This is a genomic window from Natronobacterium texcoconense (assembly GCF_900104065.1).
Taxonomy (GTDB): Archaea; Halobacteriota; Halobacteria; order Halobacteriales; family Natrialbaceae; genus Natronobacterium; species Natronobacterium texcoconense.
In genome coordinates, this window is the sequence record NZ_FNLC01000002.1 from 361,567 (window position 1) to 382,143 (window position 20,577).

At 62.4% G+C, this 20,577-nt stretch carries 19 protein-coding genes; 9 read left to right on the forward strand and 10 right to left on the reverse strand.

The window, feature by feature from the left end:
- The first annotated feature begins 8 nt into the window (after nucleotides 1–8).
- Nucleotides 9–242 carry a DUF8106 domain-containing protein gene (locus BLR35_RS09185; RefSeq protein ID WP_090380769.1) on the forward strand — a complete coding sequence of 78 codons (234 nt, stop codon included), beginning with the start codon at nucleotides 9–11 and terminating at the stop codon, nucleotides 240–242.
- 232 nt (nucleotides 243–474) lie between these two features.
- Nucleotides 475–1,830, forward strand: a complete 1,356-nt coding sequence (gene glnA / locus BLR35_RS09190) for a type I glutamate--ammonia ligase (protein WP_090380772.1) — start codon at nucleotides 475–477, stop codon at nucleotides 1,828–1,830.
- Between the two features lie 195 nt (nucleotides 1,831–2,025).
- On the opposite strand, the gene BLR35_RS09195 is transcribed toward glnA, so the two are convergent.
- Nucleotides 2,026–2,256, reverse strand: a complete 231-nt coding sequence (locus tag BLR35_RS09195; protein ID WP_090380775.1) for a MarR family transcriptional regulator — start codon at nucleotides 2,254–2,256, stop codon at nucleotides 2,026–2,028.
- Nucleotides 2,257–2,426: 170 nt separating this feature from the next.
- On the opposite strand from BLR35_RS09195, the gene BLR35_RS09200 reads away from it, so the two are divergent.
- Nucleotides 2,427–2,708: a hypothetical protein gene (locus BLR35_RS09200; protein WP_090380778.1), complete on the forward strand. Its 282-nt coding sequence runs from the start codon at nucleotides 2,427–2,429 to the stop codon at nucleotides 2,706–2,708.
- Here BLR35_RS09200 and BLR35_RS09205 read toward each other — a convergent pair.
- Both BLR35_RS09205 and BLR35_RS09210 read right to left on the reverse strand, forming a co-directional pair.
- Complete coding sequence (locus tag BLR35_RS09205; protein WP_090380781.1) at nucleotides 2,705–3,424, reverse strand: SDR family oxidoreductase; 720 nt, start codon at nucleotides 3,422–3,424, stop codon at nucleotides 2,705–2,707. The two genes, BLR35_RS09200 and BLR35_RS09205, sit on opposite strands and share 4 nt — an antisense overlap.
- A 43-nt stretch (nucleotides 3,425–3,467) precedes the next feature.
- Complete coding sequence (locus BLR35_RS09210) at nucleotides 3,468–3,914, reverse strand: response regulator (RefSeq protein WP_090380783.1); 447 nt, start codon at nucleotides 3,912–3,914, stop codon at nucleotides 3,468–3,470.
- 216 nt (nucleotides 3,915–4,130) lie between these two features.
- On the opposite strand from BLR35_RS09210, the gene BLR35_RS09215 reads away from it, so the two are divergent.
- Nucleotides 4,131–4,796, forward strand: coding sequence for a glycerophosphodiester phosphodiesterase (locus BLR35_RS09215; protein ID WP_090380786.1), 666 nt, complete (start codon nucleotides 4,131–4,133; stop codon nucleotides 4,794–4,796).
- On the opposite strand, the gene BLR35_RS09220 is transcribed toward BLR35_RS09215, so the two are convergent.
- From BLR35_RS09220 to BLR35_RS09250, 6 genes are all read right to left on the reverse strand, one after another.
- Complete coding sequence (locus BLR35_RS09220; RefSeq protein WP_170831003.1) at nucleotides 4,797–5,201, reverse strand: secondary thiamine-phosphate synthase enzyme YjbQ; 405 nt, start codon at nucleotides 5,199–5,201, stop codon at nucleotides 4,797–4,799.
- A 697-nt stretch (nucleotides 5,202–5,898) separates the two neighbouring features.
- The gene (locus tag BLR35_RS09230; RefSeq protein ID WP_090380791.1) at nucleotides 5,899–6,588 is read right to left on the reverse strand and encodes a HEAT repeat domain-containing protein; all 690 of its coding nucleotides are present in this window, start codon (nucleotides 6,586–6,588) and stop codon (nucleotides 5,899–5,901) included.
- A 75-nt stretch (nucleotides 6,589–6,663) separates the two neighbouring features.
- A complete protein-coding gene (locus BLR35_RS09235; protein WP_090380794.1) occupies nucleotides 6,664–8,691 on the reverse strand; it encodes a SpoVR family protein in 2,028 nt (675 codons plus the stop codon).
- A gap of 21 nt (nucleotides 8,692–8,712) precedes the next feature.
- The gene (locus BLR35_RS09240; protein WP_090380797.1) at nucleotides 8,713–10,041 is read right to left on the reverse strand and encodes a YeaH/YhbH family protein; all 1,329 of its coding nucleotides are present in this window, start codon (nucleotides 10,039–10,041) and stop codon (nucleotides 8,713–8,715) included.
- Complete coding sequence (locus tag BLR35_RS09245; RefSeq protein WP_090380800.1) at nucleotides 10,032–12,317, reverse strand: PrkA family serine protein kinase; 2,286 nt, start codon at nucleotides 12,315–12,317, stop codon at nucleotides 10,032–10,034. The genes BLR35_RS09240 and BLR35_RS09245 overlap by 10 nt, the downstream gene beginning before the upstream one ends.
- Before the next feature lies 1 nt (nucleotide 12,318).
- Nucleotides 12,319–14,391: a PrkA family serine protein kinase gene (locus tag BLR35_RS09250; RefSeq protein ID WP_090380803.1), complete on the reverse strand. Its 2,073-nt coding sequence runs from the start codon at nucleotides 14,389–14,391 to the stop codon at nucleotides 12,319–12,321.
- Nucleotides 14,392–15,035: 644 nt separating this feature from the next.
- Here BLR35_RS09250 and BLR35_RS09255 point away from each other — a divergent pair.
- A complete protein-coding gene (locus BLR35_RS09255) occupies nucleotides 15,036–15,431 on the forward strand; it encodes a DUF5820 family protein (RefSeq protein ID WP_090380805.1) in 396 nt (131 codons plus the stop codon).
- Nucleotides 15,432–15,463: 32 nt separating this feature from the next.
- Complete coding sequence (locus BLR35_RS09260; RefSeq protein WP_090380807.1) at nucleotides 15,464–15,910, forward strand: UPF0179 family protein; 447 nt, start codon at nucleotides 15,464–15,466, stop codon at nucleotides 15,908–15,910.
- Nucleotides 15,911–15,968: 58 nt separating this feature from the next.
- On the opposite strand, the gene BLR35_RS09265 is transcribed toward BLR35_RS09260, so the two are convergent.
- On the reverse strand, nucleotides 15,969–16,298 hold the full coding sequence (locus tag BLR35_RS09265) for a winged helix-turn-helix transcriptional regulator (RefSeq protein WP_090380810.1): 330 nt from the start codon (nucleotides 16,296–16,298) through the stop codon (nucleotides 15,969–15,971).
- Between the two features lie 184 nt (nucleotides 16,299–16,482).
- Here BLR35_RS09265 and BLR35_RS09270 point away from each other — a divergent pair, with 184 nt between their 5' ends.
- The 3 genes from BLR35_RS09270 to BLR35_RS09280 are packed head-to-tail and all read left to right on the forward strand — an operon-like array spanning nucleotide 16,483 to nucleotide 20,571.
- On the forward strand, nucleotides 16,483–17,445 hold the full coding sequence (locus BLR35_RS09270) for an ABC transporter ATP-binding protein (RefSeq protein WP_090380814.1): 963 nt from the start codon (nucleotides 16,483–16,485) through the stop codon (nucleotides 17,443–17,445).
- On the forward strand, nucleotides 17,442–19,421 hold the full coding sequence (locus BLR35_RS09275; protein ID WP_394328361.1) for a PrsW family intramembrane metalloprotease: 1,980 nt from the start codon (nucleotides 17,442–17,444) through the stop codon (nucleotides 19,419–19,421). Before BLR35_RS09270 ends, BLR35_RS09275 begins: the two co-directional genes overlap by 4 nt.
- On the forward strand, nucleotides 19,411–20,571 hold the full coding sequence (locus BLR35_RS09280; RefSeq protein ID WP_090380817.1) for an ABC transporter permease: 1,161 nt from the start codon (nucleotides 19,411–19,413) through the stop codon (nucleotides 20,569–20,571). The genes BLR35_RS09275 and BLR35_RS09280 overlap by 11 nt, the downstream gene beginning before the upstream one ends.
- The last annotated feature ends 6 nt before the right edge of the window (nucleotides 20,572–20,577 follow it).

Here is a 20,577-nt window from a genome sequence, read left to right on the forward strand (position 1 = left end):
GGGCGTCGATGAACCGATCGAAAGCACACGACGGGCGAACGGACCGTCGCAAGTCGACGCTGTTCTGCTGGGAGTGTGACCACGCCAGCCCGATCGACGGCGACTGGCTCCGGCAGTCGCAGGACGGACGCGTCGCCTGCATCTGTCCCGTCTGCGAGACGACGATCGTCGAGCAGCCCGGAGAAAGCGTTTCTTCCGGGAAAGTTCGGTCGGACGAACGACGAACGGTGTCTTCTCAGTAGGTTCGTTCGATCGTTGGTCAACCCCTTCTGACACCATTGGTGAATAGCTCTGGCGGTCGCGACCCGATACGAGATTTCTCGAATTTCGTCTTCAATTTTCGTGCGACGACAACCCCGCTCGCAGATATTGCGCCAACATTTTATAATCGTCCAGGTTTGAGATCATTCTCAGATATTCGCCCACAACAGTAGAGTTTTAGTGGTGGGAACTGTGGTCTTATCCGAACAAAAGATGGCAAACGGAAAGCTGACTTCGGCAGAACAGGACGTACTGGACGAAATCGAGGAAAACGACGTCGACTTCCTCAGGCTCCAGTTTACGGACATCCTGGGAACGGTCAAGAACGTCGCTGTTCCGGCCCGCCAGGCCGAGAAAGCCTTCACCGAGGGAATCTACTTCGACGGTTCCTCGATCGAGGGGTTCGTCCGCATTCAGGAGTCGGACATGCGTCTGGTTCCCGACCCGGACACGTTCGCGATCCTCCCGTGGAGACAGGACGAGGAGAGCGCCGCAGCCCGGATGATCTGTGACGTCTACGACACCTCGACGGACGAACCGTTCGAAGGTGACCCACGCTACGTCCTCAAACAGGCCATCGAGCGTGCAAAGGACATGGGCTACGAGGTCAACTTCGCACCCGAACCCGAGTTCTTCATGTTCGAGGAGGACGAGGACGGCCGCGCGACGACCGAAACCGCCGACCACGGCGGCTACTTCGACCTTGCGCCGAAAGACCTCGCGAGCGACGTCCGCCGGGACATCATCTACGGCCTCGAGGACATGGGCTTCGAAATCGAGGCCAGTCACCACGAGGTCGCACGCGGCCAGTACGAGATCAACTTCGAGTACGACGACGCACTCTCGACGGCGGACAACGTCGGGACGTTCCGGACCGTCGTCCGCGCAATCGCCGCCCAGCACGACCTGCACGCCACGTTCATGCCCAAGCCGATCCCGAAGATCAACGGCTCGGGGATGCACACACACATGTCGCTGATGACCGAAGACGGCGAGAACGCCTTCCACGACGAGGACGACGAGTTCGATCTCTCGGAGACGGCTCACTCCTACCTCGCCGGTATCCTCGAGCACGCGCCGGCGATCACCGCCGTGGCGAACCCGACCGTCAACAGCTACAAGCGCCTGGTCCCGGGCTACGAGGCACCGGTCTACGTCGCCTGGTCCGACCGCAACCGTTCGGCACTCGTGCGAAAGCCAGCCGCCCGCGTTCCGGCCGCCTCGCGCGTCGAACTGCGCTCGCCCGACCCGTCGTGTAACCCGTACCTCGCTTTCGCCGTCATGATCCACGCCGGTCTCGACGGCATCGAGAAGGACCTCGAGTGTCCGGACCCGATCCGCGAGAACATCTACGAATTCGACGAACAGAAACGCGAAGAGTACGGTATCGACACGCTCCCGTCGAACCTCGGGGAAGCGGTCGACGCCCTGGAAGAGGACGAAGTCATCTACGACGCGCTGGGCGAACACGTCGCACCGAAATTCGTCGAGGCCAAGAGCCAGGAGTTCGAGGAGTACCTCGTCGACGTCTCCGAGTGGGAGATCGATCGCTACCTCGAGACGTTCTGAGGCGACTCCACTCATTCCTGTCAGGCATTTCGGCCGGTGGCCGTACCCCCACTTTCCATTCGACACACCAACCGTTGACGAGTATAGTAACAACTGAAACTGCTTGCACACCGATCGCACCACTGTCGTGCGACTGGGTACGCACTGACTTTCAGTGGCTACTATAGCTACGCCGGGACTGCGTCGACAGGAGTCTTACGCGACGACGTACTCTTCGCCTCGCTTCGCGACGAAATCGCGACTCGAGAGCGAGTTCAGCACGCTCAGAATGTCGATTTTCTTCATTGCCAGTGCCTCTCCGAGGTCGTCGATGGTCGCTCCGTCCGCTGCCTCGAGATAGATGTAGACGAGTTTCGCCTGTGCGGATTCGAGGCTCTCGGGGACCGACGCAACCGCTTTCGCGGAACGGTGTTTCTGTGTTTGCATTGTCATCTGGTCGGACCACGTTCTGGTATATAAACCGTCCTCTGGTTGGAATTATATCTACCTGTAGATCCTAGTATGAGGCGTGTACCCAGCCGTCAGATGTCGTATTGCTGTTTTCTCGAGTCGTCGAAAGACGGCTTTACGGATCTCCCCGCTCGAGGTGAACACGAATGAGTGAGGGAGAGAAACCGACACCGCCAGCGGATCTCGAGGACGACCTCTCCGAGGCGCTCGAGGCGCTCTCGAAGCGCGATCCGGAGACGATCGACGCGGTCGCGACGTACGTCTCCGAGCTGGCGGCGTGGGCCGAGTCGACGTCCGAATCCAAGTATCCCGACGGTGTCCCCGAACGAGCGACCGTCTCGAAAACCGAAATCGCGGGGACGACCTACCGCTACTACCAGTGGCGCGACGGTGACGAGATCAGGTCGGAGACGGTCGCACTCGACTAAGCTTCCCCGTAGACCGGAACCGCCGCGCCGCTGGTCACTGCGGCGGCGTCGCTACAGAGGAATCCCATCACGTCCGCGATTTCGGCCGGTTCGACCCACGAGTCGTGATCCGCGTCGGACATCATCTCCCGGTTCATCGGCGTGTCGATCACGCTCGGCATCACGCAGTTCGCCCGGACCGTTCCACGGTTTTCCTCGGCGAGCGTCTCGGTCAGCAGCCGAATTCCGGCCTTCGAGATGCGGTAGGGGCCGTCTCCTTCGCCGCCCTCGAGCGAGGAGCGAGCACTGACGCTGACGATCGCTCCCTCCCGTTCCTGGAGGTGTGGGAGCGCGTGTTTCGAGGCGAGAAACGCCGTCTTCAGGTTGACGTCTAGCAGGAACTCGAACTCCTCTCCGTCGGTCTCTTCGATCGGATCGCCGCCGCGCCAGGTGCCAGCAATGTTCAGCAGGTAATCGATGCGGTCGTGATCGTTGACGACCCGGTCGACGAGGTCGGCGACATCGCTCTCGTCGGTCAGATCCGCCTCGTAGAAGTGAGTTCGATCGTCGGGCTCGAGCAGGCTGTCCTCGTCGTCCGGTCCGACGACGTCGACGGCACAGACGGTCGCTCCTGCGTCGCGAAAGCGATCGGCGACTGCGCTTCCGAGCGCACCGCTTGCACCAGTGACGACCGCGACGGTCCCATCGAAATCGAACTCGAAGTCGCTCGAGGTCATACGCCGACAACCACGGCCGAACGGATCAATACCGGGGGCTACCCTACGGCGAACTACTCGGTAGCATGGCCTGCCTGAACCAGAACTCCGCGATCGCCTCGACTATCGACGCGTAGTCGCTGGGATCGGTCGGTTTGGTCAGGTAAGCGTTGGCCGCGAGGTCGTAGCTCTCGAGGACGTCTTCCGTAGCCCTCGAGCGGGTTAGCACGAGCACCGGCAGACGTGCGAGAACGCCGTCGTTCCGGATCGTCTCGAGGAACTCGAATCCGTCCATCCCGGGAAGACCCAGGTCCAGAAGAACCAGGTCGGGAACCGTTTTGGCGGCATCGTCACACCGGTCCTCGAGGCGGTCGACGGCATCGGCACCGTCGGAGATCACGGTCAGCATCACGTCGATTGAGAGTTCACCGAACGCTTCCCGAAGGAGTCGAACGTCTTCGGGATCGTCTTCGACGAGTAGTATTTCGAGCGGATCTTCGGTATTCGTCATCGATAGTCCATCACAGTGGCCTCCACGACGGCAGTTGTCCAGCGCACATCGATCGATGTACGTGTCTCGGTATTCCGTCAGGATAAGGACACATCCTATAAGATTTGGAAAATGCGTGTCGGACGTAACATTAGCTACGGACGGGACGGCGCTACGAGTCGCATCGCACTGAAATCGGCGAGCAACGTAAGTCCGACGCTCCGGTACTAGCGACGAATGCGACTGATCGCCCATCGCGGGTTCGCGTCGACGGCACCCGAGAATACGATCCGCGCCGTCCAGTCGGCAGCCGACCGCGCAGACGCCGTCGAGTTCGACGTTCGACGCTGTGGCTCCGGCGAACTCGTCGTCGTCCACGACGAAACGATCGACCGCGTCACCGACGGAACCGGTACCGTCACCGAAACGAGCCTCGAGGACCTCGAGCGCTACACCGTCCTCGAGTCGGACGAACGAATTCCGACGCTGGCGGAGATGCTCGAGGCCGTCCCGTCGACCGTCGAGATCAACCTCGAGATGAAGGCACCCGGTATCGCGGCGGACGTCCTCGCCGCGCTCGAGGATGCTGACCTCGAAAACCGCGTCGTGACGACCTCCTTTCTCGAGTCCGAACTCCGGGCCATCCGCGAAATCGATCCCGAGCAGCCGACCGGATTGCTCGCCAGTCGCCACCAGGAGCGACCGGTGACCACGGCGGTCGAACTCGACTGCGACGTCATCGGCGCGAACTACTGGCGCTGCCTGTCGACGCGACTCGTGCCGCGAGCGAAGCAGGTCGGACTCGAGATCCACGCCTGGTCGCTCGAGCGGTCGCTCACGGCCAAGTTGCTCGGGTTACGTGGCGTCGACTGCGTGTCGGCGGACCGGCCGCTCCGAATCTGATCACCCGTTCCCGCCGACCGTCGTCACCGACACCGTCCGGGTTCGCGGCCCGTCACACTCGACGAGCAGGATCGACTGCCACGTCCCGAGCGCGAGTTGCCCGTCCTCGACCGGCACAGTCACGTCCGGACCAAGCAGCGTCGCCCGGAGGTGCGAGTCGGCGTTACCGTCCAGCTGGTCGTGAGCGTGGCCCTCGTCAGGGACGAGATCCGAAAGAAACGACTCGAGGTCCTCGCGCAGTCGCGGTTCGTTCTCTTGAACGACGAGTCCGGACGTGGTGTGGCGGACGAACGCGGTGCAAGTTCCCGACTCGAGGTCGTCGGGAACGGCCTCAGCGACGCGGTCGGTGACATCGACGGTCGTCAGTCGCGAATCGGTCTCGACTGGAAACTCCATACGGGACATACGCGTCCCATCATCCCGTTGTTTGCGGTCGATGGGATCCGCTGAAGCGTTCAATATATGTTAGGAGACCGTCCGCTGAATACAGAGCATGGAGCAACACAGCGATCTCGTTTGTTTCACGACGAAGTCAGTGAGCCAGCCTAGCTCGCCCTTTCACTTAGCCCATCACCATTTCCGGAGCAAATGCGAGGAGAACCATGAAACTGACGAGGATACTAACTGCAAGTATTCGCAATATTCCTGCTAAACGTCGTCGGTCCGTAGGTAGAGATTCAGCGAACCCAGAGAAGGCGAGTGCAACACCCAAGATGAGCAAATTATGGGGACCATCGAGTAGAACACCAAAATACACCCAACTCATAAGGCAAATGAATGACGTGGACAAGAAAATGAACCCTATCGTTCGCCCATTTGGTTCATTAAACACTACTCTTGGGTGTAGTATCATGATATATCTTCTATTTACGTCAACTAAAGTATTTGTATGACTGAATCTGATCAGTGGTATTTCTTTTGTCTGTACTGAACAGTACTATAACAGGATAGTCAGCTCTCTACTCACGCTACATTCGCTATTCAGAACAATTCGGTGGACCCCAGTGCGCTCCGACAAATGTCCGAACGTTCAGTTATCACCGGTAGTGGTCGCTCTACGAGAATAACCATCGACAGAATAGGACTTCGACAGCGTCAGCCGTTACGCGATCCGCTCGAGTGCCCACTTCGCACGTTCGCGGACTGACGACTCCGGGTCGTCGCTTGCGAGCGTCTCGAGTGGCTCGCGTGCGTCGGTCACGTCGCCGTGGCCGAGCGCCGCACACGCGTTCGCCCGGACGCGAGGGTGATCGTCTTCGAGCGCAGCGAGCAAGCGTTCCTGTGGCAGGTCGAGCGATTCCCCGTCGTCCGCGACGCGGGCGAGCGTGATGGCTGCGTCGGCACGCGCTGCTGGCTCGTCGCGCTCGAGGACAGCCGCGAGTGCGTCGACGTGTTCCGAGAGCGCAGCGGGTCGTTCGGTTGCGACGGCGGCGAGACAGCGGACCAGTTCCGGCGTTGCTTCGTGTGACTCGTGGTCGGCGACGAAGGCAGCGATCACGTCCGTCGACGGTGCCACGTCGGTCGGCGACGCTACCGCGAGTTCGGCGAGACAGTACGCGACCCGGTCGAGAAAGGGGAGATCCGGTTGTTCGAGTAACGCTCGAAGTTTCGGTACCGTCGGCAAGCACCGTTCGGGGCGATCGTCGAGCGTCTCCTGGATCTGCTCGAGGGCGTCTCGCTGTGCGTCCGGACTGTGTTCGTCGAGTCGCGCGAGTACCGCCGGAACGTCGAGTTTCGACCCGGATTTCTGGCTCCGGTACTGTCCGACGGCCTTTCCCCCGTCCCCATCCATATCATCCGCTCAATATTCGATCTGAAATAAAAGCCTTCCGGATTTTAGTCCGAACTTATATCAACGAAATGAATCCTATGCGAGCCAGTCCTCGGGCTTGGTGTCGTAGTCGACGTCGTCGGCCGACAGGTGTTCGACGTCCTCCCAGGGGACGGTCTCGGTCGTCACCTCATCGCCGTCGTACCGGATCAGTTTCCCGCGTTCTTCGGCCTCGGGTTCGCGGTTGCGGCGTTTCGCGACTTCGACGTCGTGTTCGTCGACTTCCTTGACGATCGTCAGCAGGTTCACGGGCCGCCCCCAGAGTTCGAAGATGCGCTTGAGGGTTTCGCGTGCCTGACCCAGATCCAGCATGACGCCGTTGTACTGGTGGCCAAGCAGGAGTTCGTTGGCGTTGTTGTAGTTGCCGTCGTAGACCGCGATCGTCGGCTTCCCGAAGTTCGTGAACTGCAAGAGGAGTTTCTTCTTGACGTCCTCCGCAGCGTCGCTTGCCACGTGGAACTGCCCCGTCGCCTTCGAGTGCTCGTAGGTGAAGTAGTTGTTCTCCGTGATGAACTCCTCCGTGAGGAACTCGTCCAGGAAGGTGACGTCGTTGTGACTCTCCCGCACGTCGAACATCCGGTCCCAGCCGGCCGAAAAGTCCACGTCCTCGAGTGCCTCCTCGACCGACGAGTAACGGGCGTCGTCGAACAGGTAGCGACCGATTCGCTCGAGTTCGTTCTGGTTCACCCGGCTCAGGAACCCGCGGTTCTGCCGTTTGACCAACGAGTAGTGGCGCCGGGCGAGCCCCTCGTAGGTGAGCACCTTCCAGGGATACGTTTCGACGTCTATCTCACCGTCGTGGGCCGCCTCTAGCGCCTCGCCGTCGACCCACTCGTCGGGTAGTTCCTCGAGGTCGTCGAGCGTCTCGGACGTAATTCTGTCGAGCGACTCGGGTGGCTCGAGCGTCTCGAGCACGTCGTCGAAGTCGACGACGTCGGTGAGATTGCGCCAGGAGATCCCTTCGACGCGAAGCAGGCGCTCGAGGACTTCCTGTCGGTTGGTCGTGTTCTCGACGTACTCCCATAGCTCCATGCCGAGGCTGTAGGGATTGAGCCCGCCGGAGGCGAGGACTTTCGCCATGTGGTCGGCGTAGTTGAGGAACTCGTCGTCGCCGGCGAATCGCTCGTCGGTCATCATCGTCGACTCCCAGTAGGCGGCCCACCCCTCGTTCATCACCTTCGTCATCTTCTGGGCGGCGAAGTAGTACGCCTCTGCCCGCATCATGTCGAGTACGTCGCGTTGCCACTCCTCCATCTCGACCGCACGACCGGCTTCGTCGTCGTACTGTTTGCCGTGCTCGCGGACGAACGCGAGCAGGTCCTTCTGGGGTTCCTCGGGGAACGTAATCGAACCGTCCGCCTCCTCGAGTTTCTCGACCCATGCGTCGTCGAAGACCTCTCCTTTGATCTCGTCGGAGAGTTCGAGTTCGTCCAGTTTCTCCGCGAGGTCGGCGTCGAGTTCCTCGCTTGGACCGTCGACGTCCAACCGTCGCTCGAAGACCCGATGCTGGTCGATGTTGTCCTCGAGCGAGAGACAGTGATCGATCCACTTCTCGACCTCCGCACGGTCGATATCGGGATCGGACATGTAGTCGTCGATCGCTCGTGCGTGACGCTCGAGCATCGCGGCGGCGTTGACCTGCTCCTCGTCGGCGCGGCCGCTCGTGAAGAGGCCGAACCACTCGTTCTCCGAGAAGAAGTCGGAGTGGGCCTCGACGTGGGTGATGACGGCCTTCTGGTCGGCCAGCGTGTTCGACTCCTGGAGGAACGCGTGGGCCGGATTGTCGTTGTTGACGATCTCGAAGGCCTTCCCGCCGCCGTACTGCCCCTGTTTGCGCTGCTTGTCGTACTGCATCCCCCACCGCCAGTGTGGGTAGCGGCTCTGGAAGCCGCCGTAGGCGATGAGTTCGTTCATCTCGTCGTAGTCGATGATCCAGTACTTGACCGGGTAGGGCTCGAGACCCAGTTTCTCGGCCAGGTTGCGGGCCTCCTCGACCGGCTCTTTCAGATCGCTCGCGATCGCCTGTTTGCGGAACCTGTCCGCGTTGGAGTTGCGTTTACTCATGAAAACCACCGGCTTGCTCCGTTACTCATCCGTCTCACCCTCCGTGCTGAGGATCTCGTAAATCGCGTCGGTCACGTCCTCTTTGCTGTTGACGTACGCGACCGCGACCTCGTCGTCGTCCATCCCGAAGTGCCGCTCGAGTTCCTCGGCGTGGGTCGCGTTGATCGCGTTGCCGCTTGGCTGGGTCTCCACGTAGGCGTGGAGGTTCGCCGGAATCTGCTCCATCAGCGGGATCACGCGCTCTTCGGTGTCGTTCGAGGAGTTCTCGGAGTCACCTGCGGCGAAGACGTACCGGTTCCAGTCCGCCCAGGGGTACTCTTCGAGCAGTTCGGCGGCCAGTTCGTACGCGCTCGAGATTTTCGTCCCGCCGCCGGAGCGGATGCCGAAGAAGTCGTCGCGTTCGACCCGCCAGGCTTCTGCGTCGTGGGCGATGTAGACGAACTCGGCGTTGTCGTACTTCCCCTGGAGGTACCAGTCCAGCGGTGTGAAGGTGCGCTCGACGAGTTCGCGTTTCTTCTCGCGCATCGAGCCCGAGACGTCACGGATATTGACGACGACGACGTTCTTCTCTTTCTCCTCGATGATCTCGGGGTAGCGGTAGCGTTCGTCCTCGCGGCGGAAGGGGACGTGTTTGATCCCCTCCCGGCGGATCTGCTGCTGGACGGACTCGCGTTCGACGTTCGCCTCGAGTTCGTCGACCGAGTCCCACTCGTTGCGGTCGTCCTCGGGAATTTCGTCGTAGGCCTCTTCGATCCAGGCCATCGAGACGGGAATACTCTCGCCGCGGGCCCACTCGAAGACGTCGCGCGGGCCGAAGCCCTCGACTTTGCAGACCTCCTTGAGGAACTCCTCGTCGAAGTCCATCGCGAGCTTGCGCTTGAGTCCTTCCTTGAACATCCGCTCGAAGTCGAGCGTGCTGTCGGGACCCGTCCGAGTCATGTCGGTGAAGGGACCTTCCTTCTCCTCGATGACCTTCTTGCCCTTCGGGTCGAGGTCGAGGCCGAGTTCCTCGTCGAGTTCCTGGGCGAACTCCTCGGGGTCCATCTCGTAGTACTCGTGCTCGCCGCCCTCTTCGCCGGGTTCGTCGCCGTCGCCGTCGTCGTCACCCGGCTGTGGCTGTGGCTGGCCGACCGGCTGGCCGGTGTCGGGCGTTCCGCCGTCACCCTGCCCGACGCCGCCCTGGTCGCGCTGGTCGTACTCGAACTCCGGCAGGGAGACGATCTTGACCGGGATGTTGATCTGGTCCGGTCTGCTCCCGCCGAGTTCGCCGTACTGGATGAAGTCGGCCAGGTCCTCGCGGCGCTTTTCGCCCACTTCCCGGAATCGCTCGAGGTCGTCTCTCAGTCCCATCTGTAGCTCACCTGTCCCATGACGTGTCTGCTGGTCAGTTCCGCCGACGCCTCGGAGTAGTCGAACTCCTCGATCAGCGTCTCGATCGTGTTCTCCTTGACGGTCTCCGTCTCGGTGTCACTCGGCGGGTCGTCCCACTGCCGGGGGTCGAAGTCCTCGAAGGTCCGCCGGACGTCGTCCCAGTCGTGGCTCTCGAGGACGGACTTGATGACCGGGATCGCCGTGAGGTCGACGTCTTCGACGGAGAAGTCCTCGTTACGGTGCTCCCAGGCGTGGCGGTTCAGCGACGTGATCACCTTCTCGCGTCGGAAGTTTCGGACGCTCTCGCGGGGAAGGTTCCCTTCGTAGTCGGCCTCGGAGAACCGCCCGAGGTGTTCGACCTCGAACAGCTTCATCTTCAGCGGATCCGGCTCGACCCGCTCGCCGCGGTCGTTGTACAGCGGCTCCTCGGTCTCCCAGGCGTAGACGTGTTCGACGTACTCGGCGACGGTCTCCTCGTCGACGCGTTTGTCGTACATGATGGCCTCGATGACGTCGGCCTCCTGTCGGTCGTAGACGTAGTTCTTGACCGGGACGACCCGGTTCTCGAACTCCGAACGCTCGCCGGCCGAGAACACCGGCGCGTTCGCGAGCCCTTCGGCCATCGCGTTCAGAACGTCACGTGGCATGACGACGTTCTCGACCGGTAACTCCGCGTGATGGCGATCGCGGTCAGTCTGGAGCAGTTCCGCGAGCGTGTCTCGAGTGTAAGTAACCGGAATGCCGTGTTCGCCGTCGGCACCGTCGTCGTCGAAGTCGAACTCCTCTTTCTCCCGGCGGGTGTCGCCCTCCTGCAGATAGCCCTGATCGTATATCTTGGCCTTGTCGACGAGATCCAGCCCGTTCGGGAGGTCCTCCTCGTCCAACCGGGTGACGACCGCGTACAGCGCGGCCGCCTCGATTGCGTGTGGCGCGAACTCCTGGGTCCGGACGTCGCCGTCCTGATCCTTGATCGTCACCGTCACCGGCTCCCGGATACGTTCCTCGAGTTCGTCGTAGCCGTTTGCCTCCCAGACCTCGGTCTCGTTGGTCAACTCGCGGCGGATGAGTTCCGACTCGAGGCTGAGGTTGGTCAGGTAACCAAAGCGGTGCTTGTCGAGCCGTCGTTTGAGCGCCTTCAGCGGGTCCATCCCGTTGCGGTCGGCGTGCTGGTTCAGTTGTGCCTCGAGGTCGGGGTTCGAGATGATCAGCATCTGGGTGTCGACGTCCATCCCGATTCCCTTGTCGAGTTTGACGGACTGCTCGTCGGGGACGTTCAGCAGCTTCTGGAGCAGGTCGGCGTGCTGGGCTGCATCCTCGACGATGGTGAGGACGCCGTTCCCTTGCGACAGGACGCCGTCGTAGCTGAACGCCTGTGGGTTCTTGCGCCCGCGGGAGTCGAGTTCCTGGAGCATCCCGTGCATCCACGAGCCGACGAGTCGTTCCTTCGGTCGCCCCTCGTCCTCGCTGTGGAGGACGCCGACGCCCTGTCCGACGTCAACGACGTAGTTTTTCACACGGAGGTGGTTCTCGTCGCTGATCGCCGAGAACAGCTCTTTCTCGCCGTTCCGTCGGTACCGCTCCTCGAGGTAGTCGTAGGCCTCCCGCGAGAACGGGTCGAGTTCGGTGTCGACCCGGACGGGAACGTGGTCGTCGAGTTCGCCGTTCAGGTCCTCGAGGATTCGCTCTCGGACCTCCTCGGGGAAGGCCGACAGGGGATGGGTCTGGACGGGACTCTCGTACCAGTTCTGCTCGTCGCCTGCGGTCGGGTCGCTCCCGTAGCTCAGGCCGCGCTCGCCCGACTGGGCCGTCGCGACGTTCCACTCGAGCGTATAGCGCCGGCCATCCGGCGTCTTCGAGTACTCGCGCAGCCCGTTGACCAGACAGCGCTTGAGCTCCGACTTGCCCGTCGCGGTCGGCCCCTCGAACCAGATGATCTTCTCGTCTTTCGCTCGTCCGGCGGCGATCGACCGGAGGTCGTCGACGAACCCGTTCAGGACCTCGGTGTTGCCGAGGATGGCGTGTTCGCCGCCGTTGTGCGGATCGTCGAAGAAGCGGTATCGCTCCTTCTCCTCGCCCTCTTCGACGACGGTCCGAGTGCCTGCGGCCTCGATCGCCTCGAGCAGGTACTTCGAGGCGTGGGAGGCGATCGTCGGGTTCTCGAAGATCCGGTCGACGTACGCCGCGAGGCTCATCGGCTCCTCGTAGGTCGCCTCGAGTTCGCGGTCGGCCTCGGTGACGTAGTCGTTGCCGGTCATGTTACTCTTCGATCTCCGCTTTAGCGACCTCCGCGCCGGCGAACTCGAGCACTTCCTTCGCGCCGCCCTCGGAGTAGCCCTGCTCCATCAGCGCGTCGATCCACGAGGACCGTTCGTCGTCGTCGAACTCGTTGGCGCTGACCAGCGCGGAGAAGTTGATGTTGTGCTTCTTGTCCTCCCAGAGTTTGCGCTCTAGGGCGCGGCGCAGGCGCTCGTTGTCCTGCGGGTTGAACGCCTCGCCCTCTCGAGCGCGACGGGAGACCCAGTTACTCACTTCCTGCCGGAAGTCGTCCTTGCGGTCCTCCGGGATGTCGAGTTTCTCCTCGACCGACCGCAGGAACGTCTCGTCCGGTTCCTGCTCGCGACCAGTCAACTCGTCCTCGATCGTGTCGTCGTCGATGTAGGCCATGACGTGGTCCATGTACTTCTCGCCCTGGCGCTGGATCTCGTCGACGTCGTAGGCCAGTGCGTGGCGGACGTCCTCGATCGCCCGGTCCTTGTACTCCTCGCGGACCGTCTCCAGGTAGCGGTAGTAGGTCTCGAACTGATCCTCCGGAATCGAGCCGTGGTGCTCTAGGTTCTCCTCGAAGAAGTTGAACACCGTAAGCGGCGAGAGGAATCCGCGACTGCGGTGTTTCGAGTCCATGATCGCCTCGGCGATCTCGTCGCCGATGAACCGCGGCGAGATGCCGACCATGCCCTCGCCGATCTCGGCCTTCTGTTCTGCCTCCTCGCGGAGCTTCTTGACGTCGATGTCGTCGCCCTCGTCGATCTCGCCGTTGTACGCCTTGGCCTTCGAGAGGAGGTCGACCGTCTCGGCGTCGGGTTCCTCGATACGCGTGAGGACGCCGAACAGCCCCGCCATCTCGAGGGTGTGGGGCTCGACGTTGATGTCGGGGACGTCGGCGTTGTTGAGCATCTTCCAGTAGATCTGGGACTCGTCTTCGTAACTGAGGACGTAGGGGAAGTCGATCCGCTTGGTGCGGTCGTTAAAGGCCTCCATCTTCTCGTCGCCCTTCTTGTCCTTGTACTCGGGCATGTTGGTGCGGCCGACGATCACCTGGTCGATGTCGATCCGGGGGTTGTTCTTGGGTTTGATCGTCTGTTCCTGGGTGGCGTGGAGGAAGTCGTAGAGGAACTCTCGCTGGAGTTTGAGGAGTTCCTCGCCGGAGAAGATGCCGCGGTTGGCGTTACAGAAGGCACCGGAGTAGTCGAACGCGCGTGGGTCGGACTCGCCGTAGATGGCGATCTTCGAGTAGTTGACGTCGCCTGTCAACTCGGTCTCGTCCTGGTTCTTCTTGTCCTTGGGTTCGAACGTCTCGAGACCCTGGCGCTTGTTCTCGTCGGCGACAAAGCGGATGATCTCGACGTGGTTCTCGAGCACCTGCTGGAGGTCGTCGTCGTAGTACGCCAGCAGTTTGTCCATGTAGAACTCGCTTTCGGGATCCAGCGCCTGCTCGTTCTGGATGGTGTAGGGTGCGTCGAGTCGTTCGTTCAGGTCGTCGATGACTCGCTGGCGCTGTTCCTGTGGGAGTAACACGAGCGGATCCTGATTCATCGGGGAGCGGACGGTGTCGTCGGCCGGATCCTGGTCCTGGACGACGTCACAGAGGTTGGTCCACTTGAACGTGTACATCCGGCCCTCGTCGCGGAGGGTGTAATCCTCGAAGTACTGTCGAACCTGCTTGTCGAAGTGAGACTTCCCGGAGCCGACTGGACCGAGCAGGAGTTTGATACGCCGCTCCGGGCCGAGCCGTCTCGCGCCCGACTTGACCTTGTTGACGAACTCGTGGATCGACTGGTGGATTACGCGACCGTAGAAGGTATTTTCGCCGTCGTTGAGCGGGTCTTCGCTGGCCAGTTGGTACTCGACGACGCCCTCGGTCTCGTCGTAGGTCGTCCCGTAGTAGTCGAACATATCCGCGACGCGCTGGTGGGCGTTCCGGGCGACCTTCGGGTCCTCGTATATCTCCTCGAGGTACCAGTCGAAGGACTTCGTCTCCCGCAGATCCGCGGGCATCGATTCCTTGTACTCCGTGCTAAGCTCTTCGAGCGTTTCGATATCGCCGTTCATGGTATCATTGCCAGTTGTCTTCCCCGCGTTCGGTTGCTCGTGTGGTCGGCGTCGTTCGTGTCACTGTCCGTCGACGTCCTGCCGTCGTGGGACACACTAAGCGCAGCCATCGGTGACCGACAGTTCCGTCTCGGAACCGAACCGATACCCGCCGCTCCGTTACGAACGTCAGCGTCTGGGCTCCCGAAGCGTGAAATCCGCCGGGCGGCTTCGTTTTCCCGTGCCATGTGTGATCTGTACCCACTCGCCTTGCGCGACGACCGGGTCGTCGGTTGTCGCGGTACCTGCGCCGGGGACGGGCGCAAAGTGGATCGGTCCGGTAATCGGATACCGATAGTATTTAATGAGTGAGTAATCCAGGTACTTAACCTTGGCCCCAAAAGGTATTTGCCACGAGGTAATCGCAGGCAAATACTGCCAAAATAGCTGGCTGTCAATTGGTATCTCACCTCATGTTGGACGACCGGCGCATTGAACGAACGGCTTGCAACTGCCGGGCTCGCTCGTGCGCGCTCGTTCGTCGATGGTTACAGGTTCCAGAATTTATAGCCGGCTGCAGTCTTCACTGCGTGATACAGCGATATCGGCGACGAACGACGACGAACGACGACGGTGATTTAGGCAGGCCGACCATATTCCCGGATATGACCGGCCTGACGGAGCTTCCCGACACATGGAACGTCTGGTCCGACGAGGACGACGGTCGCCTCGTCCTCGCATACCGTCCGGACGTCTTCGACGCCGAGGAGTTTCCCGCTCCCTGTCTCCCGACGCTGTACCTGACCCACGGCAAACGAACCCGCCGCCCCGGAACGAACCCGGCCAATACGACCGACGCCGACGACTGGTTCGTCACCCTCTATCTCGAGCCAGACGTCACCATCGAGGGAAACCACCGGTTCCCGACGCGGGCCGACGCTCTCGAGTACGCCGTCGACCTCGCCGGTGCGTTCGACGCCGGCGAAATCGACTACCGAGACTGCTACCAGGTCCCCAGGGACCGATACCTCGATCGACTCGACGAACTCACGGGTACGTGAGCCTTAACCGCCTGTAGCGAGTATCCAGCGCTATGTCGACTGTCACGCTGATCGGAACCCGGCTGGCCGAGTCGGGTACCGAGTTCGTCTACGAGGGCGAAGCCGACGGCTGTGCCGGCTGTCCCTACCGCAGTCAGTGTCTCAATCTCTCGTCGGGAACGAAGTATCGCGTCACCGCCGTCCGCGAGAACGCGCAAACGCTAGAATGTGCGATGCACGACGGCGGCGTCCGCGCCGTCGAGGTCGAACCCGTCACCGTCACGGCGAACATCGCGTCGAAAGGCGCCTTCGCCGGGAGCAAGACCAGTCTCTCCGGCCCGTGTCCGTACGTCGAGTGCCCGAGCCACGAGTACTGCGAACCCGACGGCCTCGAGTTCGACGAGGAGTACCGCATTCGGGAGATCGTCGGCGACCCGCCACACGAGGTCTGCCATCTCGACCGGTCGCTCGAACTGGTCGAACTCGAGGGCGACGAGTAGTCATACAGTTCTTCTTTAGTGACAACTGGAATGTTTGCACACTGACTGTCAGTGGCTACTATAGCTCGAGCCAGCTATTCGCCCAGCACTCGATCTCGTCGAAGACAGGTTCCAGGGATTCGCCTTTCTCCGTGAGGCTATAGTAGGTCGCGATCGGTGCCTCTTCCTCCATGCGGCGTTCGACGAATCCCATCTCGCCGAGATCGTCTAACACGCGCGAGAGGGTGCGGGCGTTCGCGTTCGTCGACCGCTTGAGTTCGTTGAACCGCTGTTCGCCGTCCTGCAGTTCGTGTAACACTGCCAGTCGCCACTGGGAGCCGATCTGCTCGAGGGATTCGATGACGGGGCAGGCACCGGACGCCTTCTCGCGGGTCTGGGGCTGTGACATTGATACCCGATTGGCGCTCGACGGCTATAGTGGTTCGGAAACGAACCTGGTAACGCGAAGGCATCTGATAGTTCCACCCGAAAAGGTTCGATCGTGACAGGCGAACTATCGGAATTCGCCGTCTCACGGGACTGTCACTGGGCACTAGACTTTACTGGGGTGGGTTCCTCCATCGAGCCAACGAATGGCGATACTCGAAGTGGACGACCTCCGAAAAGAGTACGGTGGCTTCACCGCGGTCGAGGGCAGTAGCTTCTCGATCGACCGCGGCGAGGTGTTCGGCGTCGTCGGCCCCAACGGTGCGGGCAAGACGACGACGCTGAAGATGCTCGCCGGACTCGTCGAACCGACCGACGGCGCGGCCGTCGTCGCCGGCCACACCCCCGGCGAACGAGCGATGCAGCGAAAACTCGGCTTCCTCCCCGAGGAGTCCCCGCTGTACGAGGAGATGACTGCGACCGACTATCTCGAGTTCTTCGCCGACCTCTACGACGTACCGGAAGACGTCGCCAGCGAACGCATCGAGTCCTCGCTTGATCGACTGGACCTGGAGCACCGCGACCGCCAGATCGGGAACATGTCGAAGGGGATGAAACGGAAGGTCGCAATCGCTCGCGCTCTGATCAACGACCCCGAGGTACTGATCTTCGACGAACCCGCATCCGGACTCGATCCGCTGACGACCAACCACGTCATCGAGTTCACCGAGGAGTTGAGCGAGGAAGGAAAAACGATCGTCTTCAGCGCGCACAACCTCTTTCACGTCGAAAGCGTCTGCGACCGGGTCGTTATCATGAACGACGGTCGGATCGTCGCTCGCGGCAGCGTCGAGGAGATTCGCGACGACCACGGCGGCACCGAGTATCACGTCTACGCCACGGTCGACGCGAGCGACGCCCTCGAGGACGTCCCGAGCGAACCCGTCGACGACGAGGTCCGTCACGTCGTCGAGGACATGGACGCGGTCGAGACGATCCGCGAGGCCGTCGAGGAAAGCGGAGGGACACTTACCGACATCCAGACGAAGTCGCCGAGCCTCGAAGAGATCTTCCTCGAGGTGGCAAGCGGCAAGGAGGAAGACGCCGAACGACGGCAGGACAGCCAGGATCCCGACGGCGAGACGCGCGAACAGGTGGTCGATACGTGAGCGACGACGGCGATACCGACGGCTCCGACCGGGAGGCGAGCGGCGAGACCGTCTCGAGAACCATCCGCAGTCTTCTCGACTCTCTCGCGAGAACCGGCCGCGTCGCTCGCTGGGAGATCTCGCGTAGCACCGGTACCGTCGACCGGAAGACCGTCTTCGTGGTGGTCGCGATGCTGATCGCGGTCGGCGTCGTCGGCCTCTCGGTCGCCGACGAGGGACTCGGTCTCGAGGACGAGATTTACGTCGTCGGCGTCGACGAAACCGATCCCTACCACGACGTCGCAGTCGCGAGCGATCGGTTCCGGACAGTTCCGGCCCCCGAGGGCGGACTTGAGGGCGTCTACTACGTCGACGATCCGGGCGTCGACCTCGTGATCGAGCGCGGGGAAATCGGCCACGTCGGGGAGAACGGACCGGCCGCCTACGATGCGTTCCGCAACGCCGTCGAACGCTACAACGAGGGCCTGATGGCCCAGGAGAACGACGAGGCGGCCGCCTATCCGGTACGGGTCTCGATCGACTACGAGGACCGGAGCTACGAAGGGGCGATCGCACCGCCCGGCGAAGGGACGGACGGGCCGACTCGAGACGACGAGACGGAGACCGACCGGGTTACGTCGGTAGACGGTGAGACGTCTCCGGACGACGAAACGGCAGCTCCGGACGACGGCACGTCTGGGGACGGCGAATCAGCCGGAGACGACGAGACCGAATCGGACGATGGCATCGACCTCCGGAGCGATGCCGACGGCACTGACGAACAGACCACTACCGAGATCCCCGAGTTCGACGATCTGGACGACGAGGCGGGCTATGGATCGCCGAGTACGCTCTCGCCGCCGTTTCCCTTCCAGTCGCTCATCCTCGCGTTCCTGTTTATCGTACCGATGAACTTCGTCATCCAGGCCTACGGGAGCACGATCATGGACGAGCGAATCAAGCGGCGGGGCGAACTCCTGCTGGTCTCGCCGGCCTCGAGCCGTGAAATCGTCGCGGGCAAGACCCTGCCGTACCTGATCGGACTCGTCGGTATCGTCGTCGCGATTACGGTCGCGATCCGCGGCGGCGTGCTTTCGGTAGCGGCGACCGTTCCCATCGCGTTGCTGTTTCTCGCGGCTACGTTCGCGGGCGCGATGTTCGCCCGCTCGTTCAAGGAACTGACCTTCGTCACCGTTACGATCAGCGTCGTCCTGACGACCTACGCGTTCATTCCGGCGATCTTTACCGACGTAACGCCGATCGCGCTGATTTCGCCGCTGACGCTCGTCGTGATGGACCTCCAGGGCGAGAGTCCGACGCTCGCCGCGTACCTGGTCTCGACCGGCCCCGCCTATCTCACCGCAGGCGTCTTCTTCCTGCTCGGTCTCGGGACCTACCGCGAAGAGGATATGTTCGCCCAGAAGCCCGTGCCGACGAAGGCGATCGACGCGATCGCGACTCGAGTCAAGGGCAAACGGAGCATTCCCGCCCTCACGGTCGTCTTCGTCCCCTTCGTCTTCGCCGCACAGTTGCTCGCGATCGCATTACTGTTCGCCGCACCAGCGACGATAGCGATTCCGATCATCGTCCTCTTCGCGGCGGCCGTCGAGGAACTGGCCAAGAGCATCCACGTCTACGCCGGGTTCAGTCGGAGCCGACTCGAGTCGACGGTCGGCATGGCCGTCGTCCTCGGGGTGCTTTCGGGAGCCGCGTTCTTCCTCGCGGAGAAAGTGACCCAGATCGTCCAGCTGGTCGGTCTCCACGAGTTCGACAGCGCGATCGCGGCGTTCGGCCCCGAAATCGCGGGCGCAGACGCTGCAGGCGGCCCGCTCGTCTACGCCGGCATCCTGCTCGCGCCGCTCGTTCTCCACGCGGTGACGGCGACCGTCTCCGCTGTCGGCGCGACGCGTGGTCGAACCAGCTACGTGATCGCAGTTACCGCCGCGACAGTCGTCCATGCCGGCTACAACATCGGGGTGATCCTCCTTGTCGCGTGAGCGTGATTCGTCTCGAGAGCTGTCGTTCGACGCCGACGAGCGAGAGCCACGAGGCCCGAACCCGCCGAAACCGACGGAGGAAAGCGGGCGAGCGTCGCGGTTCGGCCCCCGCTGGGCCGTCGCCCGCCGCGAACTCCAGTCGCTTCGGTCGGAGAAGACGATCATCCTCGCGATCGCCATCCAGCTGTTTATCGCGGCCTTCTCCTCGTTTCTGGTCGTCGGCTTCGTCTCCATGTACGACCCCGACGGACTCGGCGGCTACGAGATCGACGTCGCGGTCACCGGCGACGACCGCGAGGCACTCGAGGCCGCGGCGACCCAGCGCGACGGTCTGTCGACGGTCTACTACGACGATCCCGACGCCGCCCACGCTGCCTTCGACGGGGGTGACGTGGCGGCCGTCCTCGAGACGGCCAGAACCGACCACGACCAACTCGTGGTCGACGTGACCGCGCCCGAGGAAGGGATCGAGACCACGCTGCTGGTCGTCCAGCTTCGGGACACCCTCGAGGCGGTCGAACACGCCGAACGCGTCGGCAACGTCGATCGTCTCGACTCGGCGCCGATTTCGGTGCCGGCGGAGGTCGACGCGAGTCCGTACGTCGACTTCACCTACACGATCCTGGTGCCGCTGTTGCTGTTCCTGCCGGCGTTCATCAGCGGCTCGATCGTCGTCGACTCGCTGTCCGAGGAACGCGAGCGCGGAACGCTCGAGTTGCTCCGCGTGACGCCGCTGTCGCTTACCGATATCGTCGACGCGAAACTCGTCGCGACGGCCGCGATCGCGCCCGTCCAGGCGGTCGCCTGGCTCGCCCTGCTCGCGGTCAACGGGACGACCGTCGCCCGGCCGGGCGTGCTAATCGCTCTGGTCGCGGCGCTATCGTTGCTTGTCGTCGGCGTCGGGACGGTCGTCGCGCTCGTCGCCCCCGACAGACGGCAGGCACAGCTGCTGTACTCGGTGGCGATCGTCGGCGCGCTCGTGGTCGCGACGGTGCTTCCCGAACATCCGGCGAATACGGTGGCGAAGTTCGCACTGGGAAGTGCGACGGCGACGAGCTGGCTGCTGGTCGGCCTCTACTGTCTGCTCGGGGTCGTCGCTGTTTTCGCCGTCAGAGCGACCGTGGGGCGGGTCGATCCGGCGGAACTGTAGGACTCC